The organism is Bacillus sp. es.034 (assembly GCF_002563655.1).
In the GTDB taxonomy this organism is placed as follows: domain Bacteria; phylum Bacillota; class Bacilli; order Bacillales; family Bacillaceae_B; genus Rossellomorea.
This window is the reverse complement of record NZ_PDIY01000001.1, coordinates 793,943-812,500: the sequence shown is the minus strand read 5'-3', so window position 1 is coordinate 812,500 and position 18,558 is coordinate 793,943. Positions and strand designations below refer to the sequence as shown.

The window sequence follows — 18,558 nt, the reverse complement described above, 5'->3', positions numbered from 1 at the left end:
ATCATTCATTTTTATGGAATATGGGCCTATAGCTCAGCTGGTTAGAGCGCACGCCTGATAAGCGTGAGGTCGGTGGTTCGAGTCCACTTAGGCCCACCATATTCTTTCGTTAAACGGGGCCTTAGCTCAGCTGGGAGAGCGCCTGCTTTGCACGCAGGAGGTCAGCGGTTCGATCCCGCTAGGCTCCACCAAAGATTTTTGCGCAAGCGAAATATCTATCCATACGATCTCTTCCGAGATCCATGATTGTTCTTTGAAAACTAGATAAAGATAAATTGATAGTCAAGAAATTACCGAGTATCGCCATTTTAGGTTTTAAACCTGATGTAACAACCAATTCGGTTAAGTTATGAAGGGCGCACGGTGGATGCCTTGGCACTAGGAGCCGACGAAGGACGGGACTAACACCGATATGCTTTGGGGAGCTGTAAGTGAGCTTTGATCCAGAGATTTCCGAATGGGGGAACCCATTGTTCGTAATGGAACAATATCCTTACTTGAATACATAGAGTATGGAAGGCAGACCCAGGGAACTGAAACATCTAAGTACCTGGAGGAAGAGAAAGCAATTGCGATTCCCTGAGTAGCGGCGAGCGAAACGGGATATAGCCCAAACCAAGAGGCTTGCCTCTTGGGGTTGTAGGACACTCTATACGGAGTTACAAAGGAATGAAGTAGACGAAGAAGTCTGGAAAGGCTCGTCAAAGAAGGTAACAACCCTGTAGTTGAAACTTCATTCCCTCTTGAGTGGATCCTGAGTACGGCGGGACACGTGAAATCCCGTCGGAAGCTGGGAGGACCATCTCCCAAGGCTAAATACTCCCTAGTGACCGATAGTGAACCAGTACCGTGAGGGAAAGGTGAAAAGCACCCCGGAAGGGGAGTGAAATAGAACCTGAAACCGTGTGCCTACAAGTAGTCAGAGCCCGTTAACGGGTGATGGCGTGCCTTTTGTAGAATGAACCGGCGAGTTACGATCCCATGCAAGGTTAAGTTGATAAGACGGAGCCGCAGCGAAAGCGAGTCTGAATAGGGCGATTTGAGTATGTGGTCGTAGACCCGAAACCAGGTGATCTACCCATGTCCAGGATGAAGTTCAGGTAACACTGAATGGAGGTCCGAACCCACGCACGTTGAAAAGTGCGGGGATGAGGTGTGGGTAGCGGAGAAATTCCAATCGAACTTGGAGATAGCTGGTTCTCTCCGAAATAGCTTTAGGGCTAGCCTCATGTGTAAGAGTCTTGGAGGTAGAGCACTGTTTGGACTAGGGGCCCTCATCGGGTTACCGAATTCAGACAAACTCCGAATGCCAAAGACTTATCCATGGGAGTCAGACTGCGAGTGATAAGATCCGTAGTCGAAAGGGAAACAGCCCAGACCACCAGCTAAGGTCCCAAAGTATACGTTAAGTGGAAAAGGATGTGGAGTTGCTTAGACAACCAGGATGTTGGCTTAGAAGCAGCCACCATTTAAAGAGTGCGTAATAGCTCACTGGTCGAGTGACTCTGCGCCGAAAATGTACCGGGGCTAAACGTATCACCGAAGCTGTGGATTGACACCTCTAGGTGTCAGTGGTAGGAGAGCGTTCTAAGGACTGCGAAGCTAGACCGTAAGGACTGGTGGAGTGCTTAGAAGTGAGAATGCCGGTATGAGTAGCGAAAGATGGGTGAGAATCCCATCCACCGAATGCCTAAGGTTTCCTGAGGAAGGCTCGTCCGCTCAGGGTTAGTCGGGACCTAAGTCGAGGCCGATAGGCGTAGACGATGGACAACAGGTTGATATTCCTGTACCACCTCTTTTCCGTTTGAGCAATGGGGGGACGCAGGAGGATAGGGTAAGCGCACTGCTGGATATGTGCGTCTAAGCAGTTAGGCTGATGATGAGGCAAATCCCGTCATCGCGAAGGCTGAGCTGTGATAGCGAGCGAATTATAGTAGCGAAGTTCCTGATTCCACACTGCCAAGAAAAGCCTCTAGCGAGGAAAAAGGTGCCCGTACCGCAAACCGACACAGGTAGGCGAGGAGAGAATCCTAAGGTGAGCGAGAGAACTCTCGTTAAGGAACTCGGCAAAATGACCCCGTAACTTCGGGAGAAGGGGTGCTCTGGTAGGGTGCAAGCCCGAGAGAGCCGCAGTGAATAGGCCCAGGCGACTGTTTAGCAAAAACACAGGTCTCTGCGAAGCCGTAAGGCGAAGTATAGGGGCTGACGCCTGCCCGGTGCTGGAAGGTTAAGAGGAGTGCTTAGCGCAAGCGAAGGTGCGAATCGAAGCCCCAGTAAACGGCGGCCGTAACTATAACGGTCCTAAGGTAGCGAAATTCCTTGTCGGGTAAGTTCCGACCCGCACGAAAGGCGTAACGATCTGGGCACTGTCTCAACGAGAGACTCGGTGAAATTATAGTACCTGTGAAGATGCAGGTTACCCGCGACAGGACGGAAAGACCCCGTGGAGCTTTACTGTAGCCTGATATTGAATTTTGGTACAGCTTGTACAGGATAGGTAGGAGCCTTGGAAACCGGAGCGCCAGCTTCGGTGGAGGCATCGGTGGGATACTACCCTGGCTGTATTGAAATTCTAACCCGCGCCCCTTATCGGGGTGGGAGACAGTGTCAGGTGGGCAGTTTGACTGGGGCGGTCGCCTCCTAAAGAGTAACGGAGGCGCCCAAAGGTTCCCTCAGAATGGTTGGAAATCATTCGCAGAGTGTAAAGGCACAAGGGAGCTTGACTGCGAGACCTACAAGTCGAGCAGGGACGAAAGTCGGGCTTAGTGATCCGGTGGTTCCGCATGGAAGGGCCATCGCTCAACGGATAAAAGCTACCCCGGGGATAACAGGCTTATCTCCCCCAAGAGTCCACATCGACGGGGAGGTTTGGCACCTCGATGTCGGCTCATCGCATCCTGGGGCTGTAGTCGGTCCCAAGGGTTGGGCTGTTCGCCCATTAAAGCGGTACGCGAGCTGGGTTCAGAACGTCGTGAGACAGTTCGGTCCCTATCCGTCGTGGGCGCAGGAAATTTGAGAGGAGCTGTCCTTAGTACGAGAGGACCGGGATGGACGCACCGCTGGTGTACCAGTTGTCTTGCCAAAGGCATCGCTGGGTAGCTATGTGCGGAAGGGATAAGTGCTGAAAGCATCTAAGCATGAAGCCCCCCTCGAGATGAGATTTCCCATCACGTATGTGAGTAAGATCCCTAGAAGATGACTAGGTAGATAGGTCAGAGATGGAAGCATGGCGACATGTGGAGTTGACTGATACTAATCGATCGAGGACTTAACCACAAAGAGTCATATTTATATGAACAATATTGGTCGATATTCGGCTTTCTTGACATCAATTCTTTATCTAGTTTTGAAGGAACAATCCTTCAATTGAATATTCGTCTGGTGATTATGGCGAAGAGGTCACACCCGTTCCCATGCCGAACACGGAAGTTAAGCTCTTCAGCGCCGATGGTAGTTGGGGGATCTCCCCCTGTGAGAGTAGGACGTCGCCAGGCAAGTAGAAAGAAAGAGTAGCTCTTAGGAGTTGCTCTTTTTTTGGTTTTGATTGTTGTTCGAAGAACATAAATGTTTTATCAAATTTCTCCTCGACCGCAGTGCGAGGGTAGGGAGGAGCAAGAAGGTCGAGGACGCGAGGGAAAGAAGACCGGAGTGTGGCCCCCACACGAGGATCTGGACGAGTGAAGCGGACGAAGAGATTCGCCGCTCATCACTAGCCGCAGCTTTCAGTGCCGATGGTAGTTGGGGGCTCCCCCTGTGAGAGTAGGACGTCGCCAGGCAAATGTGAAAAAGAGTAGCTCTTAGTGAGTTGCTCTTTTTTTGGTTTTAATTGTTGTTCGAAAAACCTCTCCATCTCTCAACCTAATACACTCATAATCTCAAGTCACCAATATACCAACATCTTTTCACAATCTTTTTTATAGAGACATACACAGACTCGGTAACTGCTACATAAAATGAAAGTACACTTGATTATTCTGTCAGTTGAAATGTTTAAAATCATGTATACAATTAGTGGTTTTGAGGCAGAATAGATTGTATGGAGGTGGAGGGCCCTATGTTAAATCAGGAACGTAAGGCGGCTTTGGAAGAGTGCATCGTTTGTCACGTTGAGAAGAAGGTTGGAATCCATCTATACACATCGTTTATCTGCACAGAATGTGAGAAGGAAATGGTTCACACAGAAACGAATGATCCCTTGTACAAAACGTTCATACAAAGGCTGAAAAAAGTGAATACTCCTCAAATCTACTCATAACCAGAAGGTATACATGGTTATGATTTTTTTTGCTGACAGAGTTTCGGTGTTTTATGAGTTTCCTTGATTCAAAGGAATACAAGTAAGATGTGAATTCCCTAAAGAATAGTACCTCGTAGTTATGATACGATATGAGTGGATATTTTTACTTTAAGGAGATAGATGGAATGAAGCGAGATCATACAAGAACCCCGTTGATTGAGGCGATCGAGAGGCATCGGTCCATGCAGCCTATTTCATTCCATGTACCAGGGCATAAGAACGGTTTATTGGTGCAGGAGGATCATCCTTTTTACCAATCGGATCTTACAGAGTTAAATGGTTTGGATGATTTGCATGATTCCCATGAGGCGATTAGGGAAGCGGAGGAACTGCTTGGGGATGTATACGGGTCTTTAGTGAGTCACTTTCTGGTGAATGGAAGTACGGTAGGGAATATTGCATCGATCCTTGCTTCCTGTGAACCTGGGGATACAGTATTTGTTCAACGGAATTGTCATAAGTCGGTGCTAAATGGTATCAGGCTTGCCAAGGCTGCTCCAGTTTTCATAGAAACAGAGTGGGATGACTCGGGGACCGCCCTTGGGATACGATTGGATGATATTAAGGAAGCGATGAAAGTCTTCCCGCATGTGAAAGCTTGTGTCCTTACGTATCCAACTTATTATGGGTTTACATACAATCTTAAAGAAATCATAGATGAGTGTCATAAGCATGATGTTATTTGTATCATTGATGAGGCTCATGGTGCTCATTTTACCCTGGGTCCGCCTTTTCCCGAATCCGCTATGGCGTGTGGGGCAGATATTGTGGTTCATTCCGCTCATAAGATGCTTCCGGCCATGACGATGGGATCGTATTTACATATTGGGAGTACCCGGGTGGATGCGCATAAGGTAAAAGACTATTTAACTATGCTACAATCAAGTAGTCCTTCGTATCCGATTATGGCATCCCTTGATTATGCGAGATCCTATATGGGGACGTTTTTACAAGAGGACTTGGATCAAACACTTGAGGATATTCGCGAATTTATAGATGGGATTGTACGTATCCATCCTCAGCTCATTGTTCAACAGGCACATGATCCATTAAAGCTGATTATGAAGTTCGAAGGGCGAACGGGTTATGTTTTAAAGGAGCTGTTAGAATCTGTAGGTGTCTACCCTGAGCTTGCTGATCCAAATCAAGTACTGCTGATCCTTCCTTTAGTAAAGAAGGGTTTTTCGTTTCCGTATGGGGAAGCGATCACCAGGATTAATAAGGCGCTTGAGAATGAGCCTGTGGTGGAAGTCAATCCCATAGGGCGGATAACCGGTTCGAAAAGGACAACCCCTTTTTCCGGCTTGGCATTAACCATGGAGGAAATGGATGGGAAAGAGGAAGTGTTGATTTCCCTGGAAGATGCAGAAGGAGAAGTTTCCGCTGGAATGGTGACACCTTACCCACCGGGCATCCCGTTACTGGTGCCGGGGGAACGGATCACTGTTGATGTAATCCGGCGTTTGAAGGAATATATAGAGAATAAGGCAAACATACAGGGGCATCACCGATTGGCTGACCACTGTGTGTATGTGTATCGATAAAGCGGAGGGAAACAGATGACAAGAGGATTGTTCATTACCGTTGAAGGCCCCGAGGGAGCCGGGAAGTCAACGGTATTATCAGAGTTATATCACCAACTGCTGCAGGATGGCCTGGATGTTGTCCAAACGAGGGAGCCTGGTGGTATCTCCATAGCTGAGCAGATAAGGGAAGTCATATTAAATACAAAGAACACGGAAATGGATAAGCGGACGGAAGCACTGTTATATGCAGCTGCGAGACGTCAGCATCTGGTGGAGAAAGTGATCCCTGCCCTTGAGGCAGACAAAATCGTGATTTGTGACAGGTTTATCGACAGTTCCCTTGCCTATCAGGGGAATGCCCGTGGAATCGGGATGGAAGAAGTCATGGACATCAACCAATTTGCGATTGAAGATAAGATGCCGGATCTCACGTTATATTTTGACATTGATCCCGAAGAAGGGTTAAAGAGAATTGCAAAGCATAACGGCAGGGAAGTAAATCGATTGGATCTCGAATCGGTTGAATTTCATACCCGCGTCCGCGAGGGGTATCAGAAGTTGATCAAACAATATCCAAATCGCATTCAAGTCATCGATGCCAGTAAGAGTAAGGAAGCGGTATTTGCTGATGCATATGAAATCGTGACGGGTTATTTAAACAGATGAGACTAGTAGAAGAGACGAGTGACCGGGCAGAAATTCGCTGCCTGGTCACCCGTCTCTTTTTTAGATGAAGCATTGGAGTCTTTTCAGTGATATAATAGAAGGAAGTAAATGGCTTTATAACGGAGGAATTCATTCATGAAGGTAATTATGGCAGTTGTACAGGATAAGGATAGCAATCGTTTGTCTAATGCCCTGATGGAACATAATTTTCGTTCGACAAAATTAGCGAGCACCGGCGGTTTTTTGAAGTCAGGAAATACGACGTTCATTATTGGTACTGAGGATATTCGTGTGGAGAAAGCATTACAGGTCATTAAGGAAAACTGTCAGTCACGTGATCAAATGGTAGCACCGGTGTCCCCTATGGGTGGAAATGCAGATTCCTATGTGCCTTATCCCGTAGAAGTGGCCGTAGGCGGGGCGACGGTATTCGTTCTCCCTGTAGAACAATTCCATCAGTTTTAAAGTGAGGTTGGATCACTATGAAAATTAATCAGGACCACCGTGTGTCCTTGGATAGCGTGGCGAAAGATCAGAAAACTGGCGGTACAGGCCAAGTGAAGTTCGGTCAGCTCGTTCAGAAACATGATCAGAAAATGCAGATGGACCAGCTTAATAAGCTTCTTGGGACGATAGAGGACGCCGGCACCCGTTTAGCCCAGTCAAGGACATTCAAAGATCTTGCCAAATATAAAACATTGGTCAAGAAATTTGTACGGGAAGCAGTGGACTTCGGAATGGACCTGAAGCAGTCCCATACCTGGAATCAATATGGGGAGGGGCGGAAGCTGAATATCGTGGAAACGGTGGATCAGCATCTTGTCGGTTTAACGGAAGATGTATTGGATAAAGAAAAGAAGTCCATTGATATATTAGGAAAAATCGGAGAAATAAAAGGTCTGCTTATTAATCTTTATATGTAAGAGAGTGATGTTAGGACATGTTGTTTGAAGAAATACAACCATTTCAACCAGTCGTCCTTCAGATGCTGCAGAATAGTATAATGAAGGATCGTGTCGCTCATGCTTATTTATTCGAGGGTGAAAAAGGGACACGAAAGAAAGAAATGAGCATGCTGTTTGCCAAGGCATTATTATGCCTGAACCAGGTAGACGGAAAGCCATGTGAAGACTGCTCCAACTGTAAAAGGATCAATCACGGGAACCATCCGGATTTGCATCTGGTGGAGCCTGATGGTCTATCTATCAAGAAGGATCAGATTAAAAGTCTGCAAGAAGAATTTTCGAAGACGGGTGTAGAATCCAAGAAGAAGATCTACATCATCGTTCACGGAGATAAGATGACGGCGAATGCGGCTAACAGCCTATTAAAGTTTCTTGAAGAGCCGCTCGCGGATACAACCGCGATTCTCATCACAGAAAATATTCATCGGATCCTGCCGACCATTCTTTCCAGGTGCCAGACGGTTTCATTTAAACCATTACCGAAAGAACAACTGACGAAACAGTTATTGGAAGAGGGGATCCCGCCTCACTTTGCAACCCTTGCAGCCAACTTGACGAACCATTATGAGGAAGCTGTAGAAATATGTCAAAATGAGTGGTTTGCACAAGCAAGAATAATAGTGTTAAAATTATATGAAGTCCTCCAAAAAAGTCCCTTCCAAGCAATGGTCAAAATACAAGAGGATTTTGTACAGCACTTCAAAGAAAAAGATCAAGTCGATCGAGCATTGGATCTTTTACTTCTAATATATAAAGACTTACTTCATATCCAGTTAGGAAAAGAAGAGCAGCTCGTGTACCCGGACCAAAAGGAAAACTGGAAATCCAACGCACTTCAAGTATCAACCAATCGTCTTTCTACTAATATGACGGTGATCCTTGAAGCAAAACGCAAATTAAACGCCAATATGAATTCGCAGCTGCTAGTAGAACAGCTTATGCTAAAACTGCAGGGGTGATGGTCCTTTGTACGATGTTGTAGGAGTTCGCTTTAAAAAAGCGGGTAAAATTTATTATTTCGATCCGGGTGATCTGGACATTCAAAAAGATTGTTATGTAATCGTTGAAACGGTCCGCGGAGTCGAATTTGGTAAAGTAGTCGTAGAGAGAAAGCAAGTAGGAGAAAATGATGTAGTTCTTCCGTTGAAAAAAGTAATTCGGATCGCCGATCAAAAAGATCGATTGATCGTGGACGAGAACAAGTCGTCTGCAACGGAAGCCTATAACGTATGTTGTGATAAAATTAATCAGCATCAATTGGATATGAAATTGGTGGATGTAGAATATACATTCGATCGTAATAAGGTCATATTCTATTTTACGGCTGATGGACGTGTTGATTTCCGGGAGCTGGTGAAAGATCTGGCCTCCATTTTCCGTACGCGCATTGAACTTCGTCAGATTGGCGTTCGAGACGAAGCAAAAATGCTTGGTGGTATTGGTCCTTGTGGCCGCATGCTGTGTTGTTCAACCTTTTTAGGGGATTTTGAACCTGTGTCCATCAAAATGGCGAAGGATCAAAATCTATCCCTTAATCCTACGAAGATTTCAGGTTTATGCGGACGTTTAATGTGCTGTCTGAAATATGAGAATGACGAGTATGAAGCAGCGAAAGAAGAATTACCTGATATCGGAGAAGTGATTAAGACACCTCATGGAAAAGGTAAAGTGGTAGGTCTTAATATTCTGGAACGTATTCTTCAGGTCGAAATCAAAGAAGAAGAGCGGGTTCTGGAATTCACATTAGATGAAATTATGAACGAAGGTGCCGTATCATTCCAAGCCACAGAGTAACGGGGTGTAGTGTCGTGGATAAGAAAGAGTTCTTTGATTCAGTCAGTAACATGGAACAACAAATTGGTGACTTGTATCATCAATTAGGTGAGCTCAAACAATGCCTAGCTGAAATGTTAGAGGAAAATAATTCTCTAAAGTTAGAAAATGAACATTTGCGCCGTAGACTGGAACAAACAGAGAACTCACCAAAAAAGGTACAAACAAACAGCGATGCGGGTACGACGAGTGAGTCAGACTTAGAAGATAAAACACTGGATATCGGAGAAGGCTATGACAACCTTGCTCGACTATACCAGGAAGGATTCCATATTTGTAACATACATTTCGGAAGTCCCCGGAAGGATGAAGACTGCTTATTCTGCCTTTCTTTCTTAAATAAGAAATAAAGGACACTTCATTCTTCTGAACAGAATACAGATAAAAAGGACTGATCCACGTGTAGTGGGATTGGTCCTTTTTAGTGATTTACTCCGTAACAATTATAATAGAAGAAAAAATGGAGGAAAGGCATGGTCGAGTTAAAAGAAGATGAGCGTTTAGATTATTTATTAGCTGAAAACATGAGGATCATACAAAGTCCTTCCGTGTTCTCTTTTTCAACAGATGCAGTCCTTTTGGCCCACTTTAGCTATTTGCCGATCCATAAGGGTAAGGTGGTTGATTTATGTTCAGGGAACGGCATCATCCCCTTATTGCTGAGTGCAAGAACCAATGTCCACATAACAGGATTGGAGATTCAAGAGCGGCTAGTTGATATGGCCCAGCGGAGTGTCGATTATAATGACCGTCAACATCAGATCACGATGAAAATGGGGGATGTAAAAGAGATCGATCAACTCCTCCATCATTCTCACTATGATGTGGTCACCTGCAATCCTCCCTATTTCAATACGCCGCCAGGAGATAAACGAAATGTGAACGAGCACTATGCGATTGCCCGTCACGAAATATTATGCACCCTTGAGGATACCATCAAAGCGTCCAGCTATTTGCTGAAACAGGGAGGCAAGGCTTCCTTCGTTCACCGTCCCGGGCGTTTGATGGATATCCTGTCATTGATGAGAAAACATCGTCTCGAGCCCAAGCGAATGCGCTTTGTGTATCCAAAGCCCGGGAGAGAGGCCAACACGATATTAATAGAAGGAATAAAAGATGGGAAACCGGACCTAAAGATCCTTCCGCCTTTATATGTGTACGATGAGCAGAATGAGTACACTAAAGAAGTACATGATATGCTATATGGAAATCATAATACGAACCACCAAATATGATCCAGGAGGTGATATTCACCATGAACCAGCAGAAAAGTTTTCAGGACAGTGTAAAAGGAAGTCTGTATCTTGTCCCCACACCGATCGGAAATCTCGAGGATATGACGTTCCGTGCGATCCGAATGATGAAGGAAGCGACGGTGATTGCGGCGGAGGACACGAGGAATACTAAGAAACTGTGCAATTACTTTGAAATTGATACACCGATCATCAGTTATCATGAACATAATAAAGAAACGAGTGGACAGAAATTGATCGAGCGAATGGAGAGGGGAGAGCTCGTGGCCCTCGTCAGCGATGCAGGAATGCCATCGATCTCAGATCCAGGCTATGAATTGGTGAAAGAAGCGATTGAACACAACATTGCGGTCATTCCATTGCCCGGGGCGAATGCCGCCCTGACGGCTCTCATCGCCTCAGGTTTAGCTCCTCAGCCATTTTATTTCTATGGTTTTTTACATAGAGGTAAAAAAGACAAAAGAGCTGAGCTTGAAACGCTAAAATCGTTGGAAGATACATTTATCCTTTACGAATCCCCACACAGATTAAAAGAAACATTAAAAGAATTATATGCGGCTTTAGGAAATAGACAAATTGTCATCTGCAGAGAGCTCACGAAGAAGTTCGAGGAGTTCATCCGGGGTTCAATCGAGGAAGTGATCGAATGGGCGAATGAAGGAGAAGTGCGGGGCGAATTCTGCTTGTTGATCGAAGGGGCGGGTCCACAAGAGAAAGAGTCGGAAGACGCTTGGTGGAGCAGCTACTCCCTGCAAGATCATGTCCAGCACTATGTAGATGAAGAAAGCATGTCATCAAAGGAAGCCATCAAACAAGTCTCTAAAGAGAGATCCCTCCCTAAACGGGAAGTATACCAGGCTTACCACGTGGAATAACGGCAAAACAAAAAGGCCTGAGTCGAATGGACTCAGGCCTGTCATATTGCAATGGATTATTTTGATTGTAAAGATTCCTGGATTTCTTTCAGTAATTGATCTGCACCTTCACGGCTAAGAACTAATTTACCATTCGCAAGCTTGATGTTGTCATCAGAAACTTCACCAGTGATTTGGCAAGTCATGCTTGGCTTATATTTCTTCAAGATGATTCTTTCGTCATCCACATAAATTTCCAAAGCATCTTTCTCAGCGATACCTAATGTACGGCGTAGTTCGATTGGAATAACGACACGGCCCAGTTCATCAACTTTTCTTACAATACCTGTAGACTTCATTTGAGAATCTCCTCCAAATAAATATTATTCTTTATCTCTATCTGTTTCGTCAATATTCGACAAATTTCATTAACTGATACTATCATACCAACGATTAGGAATCTCGTCAATAATTAAATCTGTAAATTATTAATAATAATTGGATGTTTAAGTCTTGTTATAATAAGCTTTACGCTTTGTTGTAAAAAAATGTATTACCAATTGAATATTATTGTAATGAAAGTAATATAAAATGAGAATGTCGAATTTTCTTTATTCAATGTATGAGTTCGACAATTTCCGACAAAATTCAATATCCTTTTCGACAAAACTTACAATCAACATTGTTTAGTTGCAGAAACCCTTTATTTTAGGTATATTTTGATGAGATAAGAGGTTAAGATGATAGGTAAGGTCAAGGATGGATGTATATAACAGACCTGCCACTATAAACCATACGGAGTCTGGTTTGGCTTTATGGGGGTAGTGAAAAAATGAGGAGGAACAGGAAGTGGAAGAAAAGTTAAACACCTTCTATATTACAACGCCGATTTATTATCCAAGTGGGAATTTACATATTGGACATGCCTACACCACGGTTGCCGGTGATGCCATGGCCCGTTACAAGAGAATGCGTGGATTCGATGTCATGTACCTTACAGGGACGGACGAACATGGTCAGAAGATCCAAAGAAAAGCCGAGGAAGAAGGAATCACACCTCAGGCATATGTTGACGGCATTGTAAGCGGCATTAAAGACTTATGGGAGAAATTGGATATATCCTACGATGACTTTATCCGGACGACGGAGAAGCGTCATAAGAATATCGTGGAAAAAATCTTCAATCAGCTTGTCGAGCAGGGCGATATTTATCTGGATCAATATGAAGGATGGTACTGTACACCATGTGAATCCTTCTTTACGGAGAGACAATTAGAAAACGGGAATTGCCCTGATTGTGGACGCCCGGTTGAAAAAGTAAAGGAAGAGTCGTATTTCTTCAAGATGAGTAAATACGTCGATCGCTTACTTGCTTATTATGAAGAGAATCCTGAGTTCATTCAACCCGAATCCCGGAAGAATGAGATGGTGAATAACTTCATTAAACCAGGTTTGGAAGACCTTGCTGTTTCACGCACCACTTTTGATTGGGGAGTGAAAGTACCTGGTGATCCAAAGCACGTCATTTATGTTTGGATCGATGCCCTTTCCAACTACATCACGGCTTTAGGTTATGGCAGTGAACAAGACGCAAACTACTTAAAATATTGGCCAGCCGATGTGCATCTGGTAGGAAAGGAAATCGTCCGTTTTCATACGATCTACTGGCCGATCATGCTGATGGCTTTGGATCTTCCGCTTCCAAAGAAAGTCTTCGCACATGGATGGCTTCTGATGAAGGACGGGAAAATGTCCAAATCCAAAGGGAATGTCGTGGATCCTGTTACCCTTATTGATCGATATGGTCTTGATTCTCTTCGCTACTATCTGTTAAGAGAGGTGCCATTTGGATCGGACGGTGTCTTTACGCCGGAAGGGTTTGTAGAGAGAATCAATTTTGACCTGGCCAATGACCTGGGGAACTTATTGAACCGGACAGTGGCCATGATCAATAAATACTTTAATGGAGTCATTCCAACTTATGTTGATTCTGAAGGCGAATTTGATCAAGCACTCCTGGAAATGAATAATGAAACGGTAAAGAAATATGAAGAAGCCATGGAAAATATGGAGTTTTCAGTTGCCCTGTCCAGCCTTTGGCAGTTAATCAGCCGTACAAATAAATACATCGATGAAACGCAGCCATGGACCTTGGCGAAGGATGAAAGTAAAAAAGAAGAACTGGGAAGTGTGATGAGTCACTTGGCTGAATCATTGAGAAGAGTGGCAGTCCTCTTACAGCCTTTCTTGACAAGAACACCTAAGAAAATCTTTGAGCAACTGAATCTGCATGATGAAAAGATGCACACATGGGAAAGTCTTGAGCGTTTCGGAGCAATCCCGGCGGGCACCGAAGTAGTCAAAAAAGGGGAGCCTATCTTCCCGCGTCTTGAACTTCAGGAAGAGGTAGCCTTTATTAAAGAGAAAATGCAGGGATCTGCTCTTGTCGTAGAGGAAAAGAAGGAAGTTTTCACACCGGAAGCCTCAGAAGAAATCGGGATTGATGATTTCATGAAAGTCGAACTTCGCGTAGCCGAAGTACTTGGAGCGGAGCCGGTGAAAAAAGCCGATAAGCTTCTAAAGCTGCAATTGGATCTCGGCTTTGAAAAACGTCAAGTTGTATCGGGAATTGCGAAATTCTATCAGCCGGACGAACTCGTTGGGAAAAAAGTGATTTGCGTAACGAATTTGAAGCCTGTTAAACTTCGTGGGGAACTTTCTCAAGGAATGATCCTTGCTGGAGAAGAAAATGGGACATTGTCTCTTGCTTCCATCGATCAGTCCTTACCAAATGGAACAAAAGTTAAATAAAGATTCTAGGTGATAGATCAACAAAGGGATGTTCCACGTGGAACATCCCTTTGTTATATTTATATAACGAATTAACTGAATTGGAGTTATTTATTAGGTATATTAATTATATCAATATAGTTAATGGAGAGCGATAAACAGATGATTTTGGTTCTGTCACTAAAATAGATAAAATGGAGTGTGACTGTAATTCAACTCCGTAAATAAAAAATATCCATAGAAACCATAATATGTAATATGAATGTTACATGAATGTGATGCTTGTCATGCGTTTTTATATTAAACTTATCTTTATTACAAGGAGTGTCTTATATGCTATTTGATACACATGTTCATTTGAATGCTGAACAATTTGACGAAGATCTGGAGGAGGTATTGTCAAGGGCAAGGGAAGCTGGAGTAGGAAAAATGGTGGTTGTCGGCTTTGACCGTCCGACCATTAATCGGGCCATGGAACTCATTGGTCAATATGATTTTTTATATGCCGCAATCGGGTGGCATCCAGTGGATGCAATTGATATGAATGATGAGGATTTAGCTTGGATAGAAGAACTTTCACAGCACCCTAAAGTAGTGGCAATAGGGGAAATGGGGCTTGACTATCATTGGGACAAATCCCCCAAGGATGTTCAAAAAGAAGTATTCCGAAAACAGATTCAACTAGCTAAGAAAGTAAAACTCCCGATCGTCATACACAACCGTGAAGCCACACAGGATATAGTGGATATTCTCAGGGAAGAAGGAGCGGAGGAAGTCGGAGGGATCATGCACTGCTTCAGTGGAAGTCCTGAAATCGCTCAAGAATGTGTAGAAATGAATTTCTATATTTCCCTTGGAGGTCCCGTAACGTTCAAGAATGCCAAGAAACCAAAAGAGGTGGCAAAAGAAATCCCGCTGGAGAAGCTTCTGATTGAAACCGATTGTCCTTATCTCGCCCCTCATCCATATAGAGGGAAGAGAAATGAACCGGCTTACGTGAAGCTTGTAGCGGAACAAATCGCTGAACTGAAAGAAGTGTCTCTGGAGGAAGTAGAAAAGATCACAACAGAAAATGCAATAAAATTATTCAACATAAACTGACATCAGATATTGTCGAGAATTGAGAGAGCTTGTCCAAATAGTAAAGTAAAACAAAAAGTTCTACATAGGAATCGTGTTTCATAGGATAAACGTGTCGATAACTCTCTCTTTTCTTTTTCTTGCATTTTCTGCATAATATGTTTTGTGTTACCCGGGTTGTAATATTTTGCTAGATTAGGTTAGAAGAAGTAAGGGTTGACAGTCACTGGATAACTCTATATAATCACTCCGAGAAAAGGAGGCGTTTTTCATGAACTTTAAAGCCATGAAAAGCCTGTTTTCCAAGTCTTTGAGTCGAAGGAAATGGATTGTTACAATTGGAACCATCGTAACATCGGCAGCTGTATTCGGAATTCTTTTTTATGAAGGATCCAAGAACACTGTAGCATTGACCTTAGACGGCGAGCAAAAAGAGATTAGGACGCATGCAAACACGATTCAAGATATATTAGAAGAATTAGAGATTTCACCCCGCTCAGAAGACTATTTGTACCCCTCGGGGAATACGAAGGTTTCAAATAACATGAATATCGTTTGGGAACCGGCAAAACAGGTAGGGATAGCAGTAGGAGGCCAGGAGAAAAAAATCTGGACGACTGCTGAAACAGTAAAAGATTTACTCTCTGAAAATGAAATCCAAGTAGGAGAACATGATAAGGTCCAACCCGGCTTATCAGAAAAAGTAACAGGGAACATGAAGGTAAAGGTTGATACCGCATTTTCACTTAAGCTTGTAAACGGTGGAAAAGAGCAAAAGGTATGGTCTACTTCGACTACGGTCGCTGACTTTTTAAAGCAACAAGGAATTACACTAAAAGATTCAGACCGTGTTGAACCAAGTTTAGACAAAGTTGTTAAAGCAAATGATGTCGTAAATGTCGTTCGAGTTGAAAAAGTCACCGATGTAGTGGAAGAGACAAAGAATTTCACCGTTATTTCCAAGAAGGACTCTGACCTGTCAAAAGGAAAAGAGAAAGTCGTTCAAGAAGGCAAAAACGGAAAAGTTGAAAAGAAGTATGAAATCGTAAAAGAGAATGGTAAAGAAGTTTCCAGAAAATTAGTGAGTGAAAAAGTCGTGGAAGAAAGTCAGGATAAAATCGTCAATGTCGGAACAAAGGTGTTAGTGGCCCAGGTTTCACGTGGACGTTCATCATCCTCATCATCCAGTGCAGAAGCGTCAGCCGCTCCAAGTGGCGGAAGGGAATTCTATGTCAGTTCTACTGCGTACACAGCTTCATGTAATGGATGCTCCGGCAATACGGCTACAGGCATCAATTTGAAAGCAAATCCAAATGTAAAAGTGATCGCAGTCGATCCTTCCGTTATTCCTCTAGGTTCTAAGGTCTATGTGGAAGGCTATGGATATGCTGTTGCGGCTGATACAGGCGGAGCAATCAAAGGGAACAAAATCGATGTTTTCTTCTCATCCAAATCAGACGCGTATCGTTGGGGAAGAAAAACCATCAAAGTGAAAATATTGAACTAAGAGCAGGGTGTTTTCCTGCTTTTTTTTATTTCTCGGTTAAAACCGTTATAATAGCTTTAGGTCTTCATTGATTAGACGAATTGAAGTGCAAAAATGTTTCAACTTTTTTGGAGGAATTATGAAAATCAAAGAAATCATTGTAGTGGAAGGGAAGGATGATACGGTAGCGATTCAGCGTGCCGTCAATGCAGATACGATCGAAACGAATGGTTCTGCAGTTTCTCCTGCTACTATAGAGAAAATCAAACACGCCCAGGAAAAAAGGGGCGTTATCATATTTACGGATCCCGATTATCCCGGGGAACGAATTCGAAAGATCGTGAGTGAAGCGGTACCCGGATGCAAGCATGCCTTTGTACATAAGAAAGACGCGCTGCCGAAATCAGGCAGGGGGATAGGTGTCGAGCATGCAAGCCCAGACGTCATAAGGGAGTCCTTGAAGGAAGCTCATTTGTTGGATGTCGACCAGGCAGAAATCATTTCAAAGGAAGATCTGATCGATGCCGGTCTGATCGGGAGTCCTCAGTCCAAGGACAGGAGAATAGCCCTTGGTGAGAAGCTTAGAATCGGATACACTAATGGAAAACAGCTGCAGAAGCGTTTACGAATGTTTAATATTCAAAAAGAAGAGTTTAAAAAAGCGTTAATGGAAATCATTCAGGAGGAAGAACATGCTTAAAGATATTGCAACCCCGATACGAACTAAGGAAATCCTTGCAAAGTACGGCTTTTCGTTTAAGAAGAGTCTTGGCCAGAATTTTTTAATTGATCCCAATATTTTAAGGAACATAACGGAATATGCAGGACTATCCGAGAAAACAGCGGCCATTGAAATCGGACCCGGAATCGGTGCTCTGACAGAACATCTTGCCCGTACTTCGGGAAAGGTTGTAGCCTTTGAGATCGATCAGCGACTGATCCCGATCCTGGATGACACCCTGTCTCCTTATGATAATGTGAAAATTATAAATGAAGATATCCTTGAAGCGGATGTTGAAGCGATCATAAACAGAGAATTTGAAGGATTCGACGATATCATGGTGGTAGCCAATCTTCCGTATTACGTCACCACGCCCATCATCCTGAAATTATTGATGGAACGTCTCCCGATCAGGGGAATATGTGTCATGCTCCAGAAGGAAGTAGGGGACCGTATTTCAGCTCAGCCGGGAACAAAGGCATATGGGTCACTTTCCATCGCCATTCAGTATTATACAGAGGCTGAGATGGTCATGACTGTCCCGAAAACGGTCTTTATGCCCCAGCCGAATGTAGACTCTGCCGTCATCCGTCTAACGAAGCGTGAGAAGCCTCCTGTAGAGGTCATCAGTGAAGACTTCTTTTTTACCGTTACACGTTCGTCATTCGCTCAAAGAAGAAAGACGATCTTGAATAACTTAACGAGTCAACTCCCTCAAGGGAAAGAAAAGAAAGAGCTGATCCTGGAGGCTTTATCCCAAGCAGGAGTAGAACCTACCCGCAGGGGGGAGACACTGACGATACAGGAATTCGGCCGCTTAAGCGATGAGTTGTACCCGAATTTCAACTAAAAGCAATAAATGGCTAAACGTGAAGGAGCGTTTAGTCATTTTTTTGTTTAGATAAACTGAACGTTCTACTCCCATTTTATTGACACGGAATATTCCGGGGGTGCATAGGTTATCACAGGGAATATTTACTTAATGGATGATAAGGAAGGGCTTTGAGAAGGGCAGGCAGAAATGCAGACCCTCCTCGGCTTGTTGATTTCCTATTTTGTTTTATCAACCAATGTTTAGCCTATGGGA

At 43.9% G+C, this 18,558-nt stretch carries 15 protein-coding genes, 2 tRNA genes, 2 rRNA genes and 2 pseudogenes; 20 read left to right on the top strand and 1 reads right to left on the bottom strand.

The window, feature by feature from the left end:
• Positions 1-22 precede the first annotated feature (22 nt).
• The 14 genes from ATG71_RS04235 to rsmI all read left to right on the top strand — a co-directional run bounded on the left by ATG71_RS04235 (position 23) and on the right by rsmI (position 11,415).
• Positions 23-99 (top strand) — tRNA-Ile (locus tag ATG71_RS04235).
• Between the two features lie 16 nt (positions 100-115).
• Positions 116-191, top strand: a tRNA-Ala gene (locus ATG71_RS04230).
• Between the two features lie 149 nt (positions 192-340).
• Positions 341-3,276 (top strand): 23S ribosomal RNA (locus ATG71_RS04225).
• A gap of 101 nt (positions 3,277-3,377) precedes the next feature.
• Positions 3,378-3,494, top strand: a 5S ribosomal RNA gene (gene rrf, locus ATG71_RS04220).
• A 560-nt stretch (positions 3,495-4,054) separates the two neighbouring features.
• A complete protein-coding gene (locus ATG71_RS04210) occupies positions 4,055-4,255 on the top strand; it encodes a sigma factor G inhibitor Gin (protein WP_060674262.1) in 201 nt (66 codons plus the stop codon).
• 167 nt (positions 4,256-4,422) lie between these two features.
• Entirely contained in the window at positions 4,423-5,841 is a 1,419-nt protein-coding gene (locus ATG71_RS04205; RefSeq protein WP_179886451.1) for an aminotransferase class I/II-fold pyridoxal phosphate-dependent enzyme, read from the top strand.
• Positions 5,842-5,856: 15 nt separating this feature from the next.
• Positions 5,857-6,489 (top strand): dTMP kinase, encoded by a 633-nt coding sequence (tmk, locus tag ATG71_RS04200; protein ID WP_098438570.1) that lies wholly within the window; start codon positions 5,857-5,859, stop codon positions 6,487-6,489.
• A 135-nt stretch (positions 6,490-6,624) separates the two neighbouring features.
• Positions 6,625-6,954 carry a cyclic-di-AMP receptor gene (locus ATG71_RS04195; RefSeq protein WP_034762933.1) on the top strand — a complete coding sequence of 110 codons (330 nt, stop codon included), beginning with the start codon at positions 6,625-6,627 and terminating at the stop codon, positions 6,952-6,954.
• Positions 6,955-6,971: 17 nt separating this feature from the next.
• The gene (locus ATG71_RS04190; protein WP_098438569.1) at positions 6,972-7,412 is read left to right on the top strand and encodes a YaaR family protein; all 441 of its coding nucleotides are present in this window, start codon (positions 6,972-6,974) and stop codon (positions 7,410-7,412) included.
• Positions 7,413-7,429: 17 nt separating this feature from the next.
• A complete protein-coding gene (gene holB / locus ATG71_RS04185; protein WP_098438568.1) occupies positions 7,430-8,413 on the top strand; it encodes a DNA polymerase III subunit delta' in 984 nt (327 codons plus the stop codon).
• Between the two features lie 7 nt (positions 8,414-8,420).
• The gene (locus tag ATG71_RS04180; RefSeq protein WP_098438567.1) at positions 8,421-9,248 is read left to right on the top strand and encodes a PSP1 domain-containing protein; all 828 of its coding nucleotides are present in this window, start codon (positions 8,421-8,423) and stop codon (positions 9,246-9,248) included.
• Positions 9,249-9,262: 14 nt separating this feature from the next.
• On the top strand, positions 9,263-9,637 hold the full coding sequence (gene yabA, locus ATG71_RS04175) for a DNA replication initiation control protein YabA (RefSeq protein ID WP_034762941.1): 375 nt from the start codon (positions 9,263-9,265) through the stop codon (positions 9,635-9,637).
• A gap of 123 nt (positions 9,638-9,760) precedes the next feature.
• Positions 9,761-10,522, top strand: a complete 762-nt coding sequence (locus ATG71_RS04170; RefSeq protein WP_098438566.1) for a tRNA1(Val) (adenine(37)-N6)-methyltransferase — start codon at positions 9,761-9,763, stop codon at positions 10,520-10,522.
• 20 nt (positions 10,523-10,542) lie between these two features.
• On the top strand, positions 10,543-11,415 hold the full coding sequence (gene rsmI / locus ATG71_RS04165; protein WP_098438565.1) for a 16S rRNA (cytidine(1402)-2'-O)-methyltransferase: 873 nt from the start codon (positions 10,543-10,545) through the stop codon (positions 11,413-11,415).
• Positions 11,416-11,471: 56 nt separating this feature from the next.
• Here rsmI and ATG71_RS04160 read toward each other — a convergent pair whose 3' ends face one another.
• Positions 11,472-11,753, bottom strand: a complete 282-nt coding sequence (locus ATG71_RS04160) for a transition state genes transcriptional regulator AbrB (RefSeq protein ID WP_034762946.1) — start codon at positions 11,751-11,753, stop codon at positions 11,472-11,474.
• 490 nt (positions 11,754-12,243) lie between these two features.
• Here ATG71_RS04160 and metG point away from each other — a divergent pair, with 490 nt between their 5' ends.
• The 6 genes and pseudogenes from metG to rsmA all read left to right on the top strand — a co-directional run bounded on the left by metG (position 12,244) and on the right by rsmA (position 18,321).
• Entirely contained in the window at positions 12,244-14,205 is a 1,962-nt protein-coding gene (gene metG / locus ATG71_RS04155) for a methionine--tRNA ligase (protein ID WP_098438564.1), read from the top strand.
• A 312-nt stretch (positions 14,206-14,517) separates the two neighbouring features.
• Positions 14,518-15,285 carry a TatD family hydrolase gene (locus ATG71_RS04150; RefSeq protein WP_098438563.1) on the top strand — a complete coding sequence of 256 codons (768 nt, stop codon included), beginning with the start codon at positions 14,518-14,520 and terminating at the stop codon, positions 15,283-15,285.
• A gap of 250 nt (positions 15,286-15,535) precedes the next feature.
• A pseudogene (locus ATG71_RS04145) lies at positions 15,536-16,342 on the top strand (ubiquitin-like domain-containing protein); the annotation flags it as partial.
• Positions 16,343-16,495: 153 nt separating this feature from the next.
• Positions 16,496-16,771, top strand: a pseudogene (locus ATG71_RS24065) (3D domain-containing protein); the annotation flags it as partial.
• 118 nt (positions 16,772-16,889) lie between these two features.
• Positions 16,890-17,450, top strand: coding sequence for a ribonuclease M5 (rnmV, locus tag ATG71_RS04140; RefSeq protein WP_098438561.1), 561 nt, complete (start codon positions 16,890-16,892; stop codon positions 17,448-17,450).
• On the top strand, positions 17,443-18,321 hold the full coding sequence (gene rsmA / locus ATG71_RS04135; protein WP_098438560.1) for a 16S rRNA (adenine(1518)-N(6)/adenine(1519)-N(6))-dimethyltransferase RsmA: 879 nt from the start codon (positions 17,443-17,445) through the stop codon (positions 18,319-18,321). The genes rnmV and rsmA overlap by 8 nt, the downstream gene beginning before the upstream one ends.
• Positions 18,322-18,558: the final 237 nt, after the last annotated feature.